Here is a 10,838-nt window from a genome sequence, read left to right on the forward strand (position 1 = left end):
ACCCTACTATTGGTTGGTTATTTCATCTAACTCTTCACCATTTGAAGGAATCTTTTGTATTTTCCTTCTATCTCGTACCCACAGTATGGCCAGGCCAAAGAGATGACTGCCAAATAGGGCTACCACAAAAATCAGTTTTCCCCTGTCTGGATTGGAAAGTGGGAGAGTTCGAAACCCGTAGCGCGCCAACTCGATAAAGATCGGATGGGAAAAGTAAAGGGCCATACTCATCTGTTTTAAATACTGTAGGTCATAGGTTTTTAGAAAAGACGATTTCAGGCAAGCATTGACCAAATAGACCGTTACAAAGGGAAGGAGAAAGAAAAAATTCTTATCAATTCCTTCATGTTGAAAAATGATCATGCCTTCTAAACAGAAGAGTCCAAAGGCAAGAGCTACTTTTTGCCAACGGTGAAACCTAAAGCTCGGTGAATCAAAATGATCATAGAGATAGTAACCCATAAAGATAAAAACGGGCGTATAGAAGAGACCATTTCGCGCTGTGAAAAATAGGTTGCTATAGAGTTGGTAGCCTTTTAGAAGACTCGTGGTATCCAGATAAGCTGAATAGGTCTCGATCAAGCCCCAGCAGTATAGAAGAAGGGTGATCACCCCCGTCCAAACCATACCTAGCCGTTTGACTAATTGATTGACCAAAAACAAGCCCAGCAAAAAGGCTGGGATATACCAAAGTTGGTAGCACATCCCCAGGTAGACTAGAGCAATCAAGACTCCTGCTGGAAAGAGATAGACAGGGAGTTGGAGACTAGAAAAAAAGATCCAGGCATATGGAAGATAGACACAACTCCAAAATAAATAGGTTTTAACGATTTTGACCAGATAGGCTTTCATTTTCCTTGCATCCTTTAGGGATTGCTTAAGAAAAAAGCTGGCACAGATGAAAAAAAATGGCACCGCTAGCCGTCCAAGGATGCTCTTTAAACCAAAATGGACTGGTTCATAAGAAGTCAAGCGACCACTATGCACCAAAATCACTGCAATCGCAAAAAGGTATTGAAAGAGACTAATACTAGAAGTATTGTAGAGGGAATTCTTTTGCATGTTCCTGCTCCTTGCAAAATGCAGATTCTAAGGTTATTTTAGCATGAAAGAGAGGCCGGAGCAAGGAATCTTGCATCCTGATCTACCTTTTTTCCTCTATTTTTGATATACTCAAAGTATGCATAAACAAACGATTATTGATTTTAAAGAACTTGGATTGAGACACCTTTTCACCAAGCCCATAAAAGAATTAAAAACCAGAGACATCGACCAAGTAGAGGCACTTCTTAAAGAAGTGGAAACTTACCAGGAGTCTGGATTTTATGCAGTAGGCTATGTCAGCTATGAGGCTGCTCCTGCTTTTGAGAAAAAATTAGCTGTCCATCCTGCACCCCTTATGGGAGAGTATCTCCTCTACTTCACCATCCACCAAGAGGTCGAAACCCTTCCTTTCCCAGAAGACTACGAGGCTGTGGACCTTCCAGCCAATTGGAAGGAAGAGGTCGAAGCTCCTGCCTACCAAGAAGCGATCGAGTCCATCCATCACCACATCCGCCAGGGAGACACCTACCAAGTCAACTACACCGTCCAGCTTTCTCAAGAACTAAAGGCAGATCCTTTGGCCATCTATAATCGCTTGGTGGTAGAGCAGAAGGCCCATTACAATGCCTTCATCCAACACGATGATGTCGCCATCCTCTCCATTAGTCCTGAGCTCTTTTTTGAACAAGAAGATCGTCTATTGACCACGCGCCCCATGAAGGGAACGACGCGCCGTGGGCTTACCAACCAAACGGATCTCAAAGAGGCAGCCTGGCTAGAAGCAGACCCCAAAAATCGGGCGGAAAACATGATGATTGTGGATCTCCTGCGCAATGACATGAATCGGATTTCGGAAATTGGAAGTGAGCAGGTGACCCGCCTCTGCCAAGTCGAGCAATACTCCACCGTTTGGCAGATGACCTCGACCATTGAAAGCCGCTTGCGACCCGAAGTCGATCTGGTCCAAGCCTTCCAAGCCCTCTTCCCTTGTGGATCGATCACAGGCGCACCGAAGATTTCTACTATGGAAGTCATCCAACAGACAGAGATCGCTCCTCGAGGCGTCTACTGTGGCACGATTGGGATCCTTCTTCCAAGAGGGAAACGGATTTTTAATGTGGCCATCCGGACCCTTCAAATGCAAGGCACCAAAGCTATCTATGGCGTTGGAGGTGGCATCACTTGGGATAGTAAATGGGAAGGCGAATACCAGGAAACCAAGCAAAAATCGGCTGTCCTCTACCGACAAGAGCCTCGATTTGAGCTACTGACGACCGGTCGCATCCATCAAGGAGAGCTGACTTTCCTAGAGCAACACCTGACCCGTTTGAGAGAGGCCAGCCGCTACTTTGCCTATCCTTTTAATGAGCCAAAACTCCTGAACGACCTTCAAGAAGAGCTCACTCATTTGGATCCTAGCCTTGACTACCGTTGTCGCATTGCCTTGCAGAAAAACGGAAGCTTCCAGCTGACGATCACCGAGCTAACAGACTTGCCAGCGAGCTATCTGCAGGCCCAATTGAGAAAACAAACAGCTCCATTAGACCGACCTTTTACCTATTTTAAAACGAGCCAGAGAGACCACCTCATCCAGTCAGATCGGGAGCAGATTTACTTTTTAGAAGATGAGACCTTGCTAGAGACAACCATTGGCAATCTCATCCTAGAGATCAAGGGCAAGCTCTATACCCCACCAGCTCATCTCCCTATCCTCGATGGAATCTACCGCCGCCATCTTCTTGAGAGCCAGCAGATTGAAGAAAAACTCTTGACGCTGAAGGATTTAAGAGAAGCCGATCGTATCTATGCCTGCAATGCTCTCCGTGGTCTTTACGAGCTCGATTTTCAAGGAAAGGACTCCTAATGAAACTTATTTTTTTACATGGACTAGGGCAGGACGTCCTCTCTTGGCAAGGGGTCCAATATGCCCTTTCTCCCTTGCACTCCAAAACTTTTGATATTTTCTCTCATCCAAGTGAAAGTTATCAGGAGGTCAAAGAAAGGCTGATAGAACGCCTCCAGAAGGAGAGCGAGCCCTTTATTCTGGTAGGCCTCTCACTAGGAGGTGTTCTCGCCCTTGATCTCTCTAGACAAGGTTTCCCGCAACTCAAGGGCTTGGTCCTTGCAGGGACACAATACAAACTCAACACCAATCCCCTCTACAGACTCCAGATCCTCCTCTTTCGTCTGCTTCCCAAGCATTTCTTTGAAAGGCAAGACGCCAATAAACAACAGATGCTTCAAATCTTGACTGAATTAAAAGGACTCAATTTAACCGATACCGTTAAAGCTTGCCCTCTTCCTAGCTTGGTGATTTGTGGTAGCAAAGATTGGGCCAATCAATCTTCTTCTAAGAAGTTGGCCAAGCTCCTGCCTAAAGGTCGTTATCAAGAAATCGCAGACGGAGGCCATCTACTCAATACTGAGAAACCCTTTGAACTCGCGCAAGCCATCAAGGAGTTTGTCGGTGAATTTAAATAGGAACAGAGGCTGGGCATAAAGTGTCCAGTCTCTTATATATGATAGTTATAACTGCAAGACGCAGTAGCTGATTGGCATCTTTGTTCGCCTTTTAAGCTCCAAAGATGACCTAATCAGCCTTGCGGGGGTGGGACAACAAACGATTTTTAGTCAAAATTCGTTCTGTCCCACTCCCGTTTTTTTTTAGAAATATTTTAGAATTACTTGATAGTTATTTGAAAAGCAAGCTGTATACTAAGAGTGTAAAGAAAATAACCAAGAAGGAGTTCACTTATGAAAAAGAAACTAATGATTGTCGCCATCGCCTCTATCATTGCTCTTAGCGTCTGGAGCCTCGTACATAACGATTTTAACTTTGAGGTCACATTCAACGATAGTCAAACAAATTTTACAGAGCATAGCTACGAGCATGAAGCCTACGGAATCGTTTTCGATTTGCTAGAAAATAAGCTGTACTAAGGAGAAGAAGCCATGGAAAAAGTATTAGAAATTAAACACTTGAGCAAAAAATTCGGTCAACAATACGCCCTTAATGATGTGAATCTCACCATTCGCAAAGGCGACGTCTACGGCCTCATCGGTAAGAACGGGGCAGGGAAAACCACCCTCATCAAGGTCATCACCCAACTGATTCAAGAAACTGACGGAAGCGTCTCCCTCTTTGCTTCTTCAAATCGCTCCCAGTGGACGCAAGCCCTGAAACGTGTCGGATCTGTCATTGAAAGCCCTGTGGCTCACAAGCATATGACCGCCTACCAAAACTTAGTCTACTATTGCAAGGCACGCCATATTCCGAATCCCGACCAGGTCATCAAAGAAACCTTGAACTATGTCGGCCTGAATAATACGGGTAAGAAGAAATTCCGTGATTTTTCACTGGGGATGAAACAACGGTTGGGAATTGCCATCGCGCTCATTGCCAAGCCCGACTTCCTCATTTTGGACGAACCCATCAATGGTCTCGATCCTGTCGGAATCAAGGAATTCCGTCAGATGATCAAGCGCCTCAACGATGAACTCGGCATGACCATCCTCATTTCCAGTCACATCCTGTCCGAACTTTATCTGGTTGCCAATCGCTTTGGTATTGTCGACCAAGGTCGCCTGATCAAAGAAATTAGCAAGGCTGAATTCGAAGAACAAGGAGAAGATTATATCATCCTCAAGACCAGCCAGCTAGCCCTTGCGAGTCAACTGACCCAGGATCAACTCCATCACCGTATCAAGGTCATCGATAAGGACGGAGAAATCCATATCTTCGGACAGACTCACGATATTAAAGTCATTGTCAAAGCCCTCGTGCAAGCGGATATTGACGTGGACGAAATCTACTATGCCCGCCAAGATCTGGAAAAATTCTTTACGGACTTGGTAGACTAGTCAAACCACCGTCTTGTTTTACTTATCCCACATATTTCATTTAGGAGATTTATCATGTTGCATACCATTCAAGCAGATTTTTACAGACTATTTCGCTCCAAAGGTTTTTGGATTACAGAAGTCATTCTCGTTCTCAACATCCTGTCTGGAGTCATCTTTGGAGCTACTGGCCACGTCGGTGTCAATACGGAATCCAAATTACCCCAAGCGACCGAAGTTTGGACGGGCTTTAAAGCCCTGACCAACTACTCTTCCAGCATCAGTGTGACTATCCTCTTTACCATTATTGTCATCACCTTGGTTCTGGGAACAGACTTAACACAAAACTTATACAAGAATAGTCTGGCCTATGGCGTTTCGCGCACCAGCTACTACTTTGCTAAAAGCGCTGTTGTCCTAACCATTGCCCTCTTCCAATTTCTTGTTTCTTATGGTCTCGTCTTCTTGCTCGCGACCCTCTACAATGGAATGGGTACCATGCCAGAGCACTTCCTTGCTCATTTTGGTCTAACCGTGCTGATTCAGTTCCTTTCCACCTTGGCTTGGGTCAGCATCATTTCCTTCCTCCTTTACGCTAGCCAATCCATCACCTTGGCCTTCGTTGGCTACTTCATTGGAAGTATCTTCTTAAGCCTTCCTGCGCTCTTCTTTAAAGATATTGATCTTCTCCACTATCTAAACTTGGAATTCCAATATTCCATGGTCCAAAGTACGACAGCAACAAACAACACCCTCTCGATCGCCCTTGGATTCATCCTTGTTTTCGGCTTCCTAGGACTCGCTACTTTCAAACACAAAGATTTATAACAAAAAGGCTTGACGATTGGTCAAGCCTTATTTTTTAATGTAATGGTCAAGATAAACCAGTCTGCCTCTGTTGCCAGTTGCAAGTCGCCCCCTAAAATCTCTACAAAATTTTGAATAATGTAGAGACCCAAGCCAGAAGACTCTTCTGTATCCGATAGATTTTCTGAGTAGAAGCGACTAGCCAATTGGTCTAAGTGCTGGATCGGTTGTTGCACAATATTGCGCAGCTCGACCCGAATCGTGTCCGCATCCGACATCAAGGTCAAACGGGCCTGCTCCTTCCCATGCTTGAGGACATTGCTGAGCATATTTTGCAAGAGGCGCTCCCAAAGCTCCGGATCGGTAGGATAATGGAGATGCTCTTCTAGCTCTACCTCTAGTGCGATCCCCGCTTCAGACAAGCTATCATAATACTGGAACAACTGCTGGGTTAAGACTTGACTGAGATCGACATCTGAAATCCGAGGTTGAATAGCTCCCTCCATCAAGCGTCTGTATTCCAAGAGAGACTCTAGGCGTTTTGAGACGACTTGAAGATTGGAAGCAATTTTCTTCAATTTTTCCTCTTCCTGCGTCCCTCCTTTGATGATTTGTTGGGTATAGCCCGATGCAATGGTCAAAGGCGTCCGGATATCGTGGGCAATATTACTAATGGCCATATCCAAGGTCTTTTTCTCTTGAAAGGCAATCCGATTGGTCCGCTCGATCTGATCAAAGAGATCACTGACCTGCTTGGTCAAGGCGACCAATTCTTTTTTTGAAACACGTGACGTTAACCGTACCCCACTCCCATTTTGGAGCTTCTGTTGAATCTGCTCCTGCAAATCCTTTAAAGCAGAAAGCAAGCGAACATAACCCAAGCCCAAGAGAAGGACAAGGACGACTAGAATTAGAACCAATCCCCACATTACTTGTCTCCTTTCAAGCGAACACCCAAGCCCCAGACCGTTTCAATGTAATCCTCATTAGGATCAAGTTGGGCAATTTTCTTTCGGAGATTGCTCAGTTGGGCATTGAGCGTATTGTCTCCAGGCAGATAAACTTCTTCCCAGACCGCTTCATACAATTCTTCTTTGGTAAAAATCTTCTTTGGATGTGCCAGTAAGGTCTCAAAAATTTGAAATTCTTTTTTGCCTAAGCGAAGCGTCTGTTCCCCAGACTCCAATTCAAAGGTTTCTGGGTTCAGGACCAGATTTTTAAAAGTCAGCTTTTTCGATGATTGAAGTTCCTGTGCCGGAGTGTTGTTATTTCTCAGCTGCACCGTTACCCGAGCTGCCACTTCGTCCAGATTAAAGGGCTTGACGATATAATCATTGGCACCTGCAAGGAGATACTGGCTAATGAGGTGTTTGTCTCCAAGAGCGGTCATCATGATGATCGGCACTTGACTCTGCAAACGGATCTCCTCCAGGACCTGATCCCCATTTTTCCCAGGAAGCATGATATCCAGAAGGACCAAATCAACGCTTTCTTGCTGGAAGAGCCGCAACCCTTCTGTACCTGAAAAAGCCTGAAGGACCTCATGTTCTTCACTTAAGAGACTATATAAAATTTCTTGGATATCATTATTATCCTCGATTAATAAAACCCGTGCCACTTGCCTCACTCCTTTTTCCTTTGAACTCCAAATCATTTCTATTCCTCTAGCCTATCAAATAAAGGGACCTTCGTCAATGAAAATCTGATAAAATCCTATAGTACCCCTGCAAATCTGCATGTTAGGTCATCACAAGATGAACTTGACGATCCTTTCTTTCAAAAGGTATAATAGGACCAATGACACAATAGGGAGACCAGTTTATGAAAAATAATGCCAAAACTAAAATCAGCCTTGTATCCATCCTCGTCATCCTGGGCGTTGCTGCAAGAATGATGCGAGTCATCCACCGCCAGCAAATCAGGGAGCAAAACAGACAAACCATTCAAACGACTAAAAAGGTTGCAGAGTTTCAGAAAACACTAGACGAAGAAGAAACGAAGAAACGGAACGAAACCTTCAACAAGATTTATAATGAATCCCTTGTTCGGACAAAATTTGAGAACTGGCAAAAAGTCGATGAACTTCATGGTTTGGGACAAAGAACTGGGCAATTTTATATCTATAACTTTGAAAAAAAAGAAGAGATTCTCTTAGAGAATACAGATCAAGCATTTGTTCTACCTATTCGAGACAAGAGTGATAACATCACATTTCAGGCTATCTTTGCCCACAAGGACGGTCAGTGGCACATCATGAAACCAGACGGAAGTTCCCAGTTGCAACTAGGAGAAGCTAGCATTACCTCTGAATCTAAGTTTGTCATCGAAAACAATGTCTTAGACTACGACCAGTAAATCAGTGACGACTTGCCTTAACTACATACAAAAAGCTTAGGACCCCAACTTGTGGTTGGAATTCTAAGCTTTTTAGTTTGCTGCCAGAGAGTCATCCAGAAGATGGTTTAGCTCTAGAGGAGACTTTTATTTAACAGAAGCTCCATTGGTCGCAATGACTTCTTTGTACCAATAGAAGGATTTCTTACGGGAGCGATCCAAGCTTCCCTTGCCTTCATTGTCCCGATCGACATAGATAAAGCCGTAGCGCTTCTTCATTTCTCCGGTTCCGGCAGAGACCAGGTCAATACAGCCCCAAGTCGTATAGCCCCAGAGGACAACACCATCTTCGTTAATGGCATCTCGCATAGCCTTGACATGGGCAGCCAGGTAGTCAATCCGATAATCATCAGCTACATAGCCATTTTCATCTGGAGTATCCACTGCCCCTAATCCATTTTCCACGATAAACATGGGCTTTTGATAACGATCCCAGATAGTATTGAGGGTGATGCGGAGACCAAGAGGGTCAATCTGCCAACCCCATTCCGAGCTTTCTAGGTAGGGGTTCTTCAGAGAGGCAAAGATATTACCCGCTGTTTTCTCCCTTTCAGCTGGATCCCCTGAAGCGACCCGACTGGCATAGTAGGAGAAGGAAATAAAGTCCACTGTATGGTCTTTCAATAATTGCAGGTCCTGCTCGGTCATCTCAACCGTGATTCCCTGACGCTCCCACTCTTTCTTAGCATAGTTTGGGTATTCCCCACGCGCCTGCACATCGATGAAGAAATAGTTCTTGCGGTCTTCTTCTAGACCAGCCCAGACATCTCGCGGAGCACAGGTATGAGGATAGTTTGGTCCTGCTGCCAACATACAGCCCACCTTGTTGTTCGGATCAATCTCATGGGCAAGCTTGGTGGCAATGGCTGAAGCAACCAACTCATGGTGAGCCGCCTGGTATTTGACTTGCTCCTCATTCTCCCCTTCTTCAAAGCAAAGTCCTGCTCCCATAAAAGGCGCATGAAGGATCATATTGATCTCATTGAAGGTCAGCCAATATTTGACCAAGCCCTTATAGCGAGTGAAGAGCGTTCGGCAGAGGCGTTCGTAGTATTCCAACATCTTGCGACTACGCCACCCTCCATACTCTGTAATCAAATGCATGGGGCAGTCAAAGTGGGTAATGGTCACCAAGGGCTCAATGCCATACTTGTGGCACTCCTTAAAGAGGTCTTCATAAAATTGGAGACCCGCTTCGTTTGGCTCCAATTCATCCCCTTGTGGGAAGATCCGAGACCAGGCAATGGACAAGCGATAGGTTTTAAAGCCCATTTCCCCAAAGAGGGCAATGTCTTCCTTGTAGCGATGGTACATATCAATGCCATCTTTAGCCGGATAAAAATAGCCCTCTTCAAAGTCGAACATCTTTTTCTGACCCGTAATAATCGGGAAACGATCTGGACCAGTCGGAACCACATCCACATTAGCCAAGCCACGGCCATCTTCATTATAAGCTCCCTCACATTGGTTAGCAGCCGTCGCCCCACCCCAAAGGAAACCATCTGGAAATTGAAGTTTGTCGGTCATCTCTCTACCTCACTTGATTTGATAGTTCTATTATACCCCTCTCTAACCCAAAAGTCTTACAGCATCCTATGAAAAACTGATACTATTCTAAGATTGTTTCTGTTCGCATGCAACACAAAAAGACCGGATGACTCCGATCTTTTAATAGTTCATATTCTCATATTCTGTTTTAAGAATCATTAAGGTTAACTTCAAATGACTAAGCATCCTATTTCATACGATAAAAATCAATGACTAGACCAGCAGGGCCTTCAACTAACAGGGATTCTGTTCCCCAATCGGTCACAACTGGCCCATGTAAAATCTCAATCCCTAATTCTTTCAAACGCTTTTGATTCTGTTCCAAATCTTCAACTTCAATGTGTAGGATGATTCCTGACTGAAAATTTTCCAGAGGTATCAAATGGCTTTGTGAGAACATGAGGCAGTGGTTACCAATCGTGAATTGAGCAAAACCATCATCAACATAGTCTGACTTTATATCCAAGATATGCTCCAATTCAGCACAGACTTGGGGAACATTTGAAACAATAATATCTAATTGATTTAAATTCATTTACTCTCCTCTATAAAAGACCGGATGGCTCCGATCTTTTCAAGTTTCTCTCTATAAAGTCAATGAATAAACAAGGCATCGAACCAAGTTTGATGGCAAATCCTTGCTCATCAAACTACGAAAAATCCTTTGGGACTTTTTCTAGGCTCCGCACTAGATTCCATCATTGAAAATTACAGTTTCAATGATGAAATCGTCGGCAGTAACCTAATAAAGAAGTCTACAAATTTATCTTTGATTTTCGACGAGAGGAATTATTTAATTGCGCGTGATTGCAATCCTTCTTCTTCTAAGAAGAGGCGGAATGGTACAAGCTCTTCAGCTTCGTATTTTTCCTTGAAGGCTTTGATCGCTTCTTCTGAGTGAAGTTTTGGATCCAATTCAAGTACTTCTACTGGAAGTGGACGGTGTTGAGTGATGTGAGCATCGATCACAACAGTTTTACCTTCTTTGTTCAATTTAACAGCTTCTGCAACAACTGCATCGATGTCTTCGATACGGTCAACTGTAAACCCTACAGCACCTTGCGCTTCAGCGATTTTCGCATAGTCAGCATTAGGGAAGTCACAACCAAACAAGTGTTTGTTTGTGTCTTCGTATTTGTCCTTGATGAAGGCATATTTACCATTTGAGAAGACAACGTTGATAACTGGAAGGTCGTATTGAACGT

At 44.3% G+C, this 10,838-nt stretch carries 12 protein-coding genes; 6 read left to right on the forward strand and 6 right to left on the reverse strand.

The window, feature by feature from the left end:
• Positions 1–6: 6 nt before the first annotated feature.
• Entirely contained in the window at positions 7–1,062 is a 1,056-nt protein-coding gene (locus QM830_RS06545; protein WP_414326047.1) for an acyltransferase family protein, read from the reverse strand.
• A 118-nt stretch (positions 1,063–1,180) separates the two neighbouring features.
• Between QM830_RS06545 and pabB the strand changes: the two genes are divergently transcribed.
• The 5 genes from pabB to QM830_RS06570 all read left to right on the forward strand — a co-directional run bounded on the left by pabB (position 1,181) and on the right by QM830_RS06570 (position 5,712).
• Entirely contained in the window at positions 1,181–2,908 is a 1,728-nt protein-coding gene (gene pabB, locus QM830_RS06550) for an aminodeoxychorismate synthase component I (protein WP_414326049.1), read from the forward strand.
• The gene (locus QM830_RS06555; RefSeq protein ID WP_414326050.1) at positions 2,908–3,525 is read left to right on the forward strand and encodes an alpha/beta fold hydrolase; all 618 of its coding nucleotides are present in this window, start codon (positions 2,908–2,910) and stop codon (positions 3,523–3,525) included. Before pabB ends, QM830_RS06555 begins: the two co-directional genes overlap by 1 nt.
• A gap of 273 nt (positions 3,526–3,798) precedes the next feature.
• Complete coding sequence (locus QM830_RS06560; protein WP_009731642.1) at positions 3,799–3,984, forward strand: hypothetical protein; 186 nt, start codon at positions 3,799–3,801, stop codon at positions 3,982–3,984.
• A gap of 12 nt (positions 3,985–3,996) precedes the next feature.
• Positions 3,997–4,905 (forward strand): ABC transporter ATP-binding protein, encoded by a 909-nt coding sequence (locus QM830_RS06565; RefSeq protein ID WP_414326052.1) that lies wholly within the window; start codon positions 3,997–3,999, stop codon positions 4,903–4,905.
• A 54-nt stretch (positions 4,906–4,959) separates the two neighbouring features.
• The gene (locus QM830_RS06570; protein WP_414326054.1) at positions 4,960–5,712 is read left to right on the forward strand and encodes an ABC transporter permease; all 753 of its coding nucleotides are present in this window, start codon (positions 4,960–4,962) and stop codon (positions 5,710–5,712) included.
• Positions 5,713–5,732: 20 nt separating this feature from the next.
• On the opposite strand, the gene QM830_RS06575 is transcribed toward QM830_RS06570, so the two are convergent.
• Both QM830_RS06575 and QM830_RS06580 read right to left on the reverse strand, forming a co-directional pair.
• On the reverse strand, positions 5,733–6,620 hold the full coding sequence (locus QM830_RS06575; protein ID WP_414326055.1) for a sensor histidine kinase: 888 nt from the start codon (positions 6,618–6,620) through the stop codon (positions 5,733–5,735).
• Positions 6,620–7,309 (reverse strand): response regulator transcription factor, encoded by a 690-nt coding sequence (locus QM830_RS06580; RefSeq protein ID WP_195550352.1) that lies wholly within the window; start codon positions 7,307–7,309, stop codon positions 6,620–6,622. The genes QM830_RS06575 and QM830_RS06580 overlap by 1 nt, the downstream gene beginning before the upstream one ends.
• Positions 7,310–7,512: 203 nt before the next feature.
• Between QM830_RS06580 and QM830_RS06585 the strand changes: the two genes are divergently transcribed.
• A complete protein-coding gene (locus QM830_RS06585; protein WP_414326057.1) occupies positions 7,513–8,046 on the forward strand; it encodes a hypothetical protein in 534 nt (177 codons plus the stop codon).
• Positions 8,047–8,172: 126 nt separating this feature from the next.
• Here the strand turns inward: QM830_RS06585 and QM830_RS06590 are convergent, their stop codons facing one another.
• The 3 genes from QM830_RS06590 to QM830_RS06600 all read right to left on the reverse strand — a co-directional run.
• A complete protein-coding gene (locus QM830_RS06590; RefSeq protein WP_414326059.1) occupies positions 8,173–9,612 on the reverse strand; it encodes a 6-phospho-beta-glucosidase in 1,440 nt (479 codons plus the stop codon).
• A gap of 208 nt (positions 9,613–9,820) precedes the next feature.
• Positions 9,821–10,168, reverse strand: coding sequence for a VOC family protein (locus tag QM830_RS06595; RefSeq protein WP_414326061.1), 348 nt, complete (start codon positions 10,166–10,168; stop codon positions 9,821–9,823).
• Positions 10,169–10,422: 254 nt separating this feature from the next.
• Positions 10,423–10,838 (reverse strand): thiamine pyrophosphate-dependent enzyme (locus QM830_RS06600; protein ID WP_414326063.1); only part of this gene is annotated, 416 nt, incomplete at its 5' end.

The sequence above is a fragment of the Streptococcus sp. OMI750 genome (assembly GCF_047463895.1).
In the GTDB taxonomy this organism is placed as follows: Bacteria; Bacillota; Bacilli; order Lactobacillales; family Streptococcaceae; genus Streptococcus.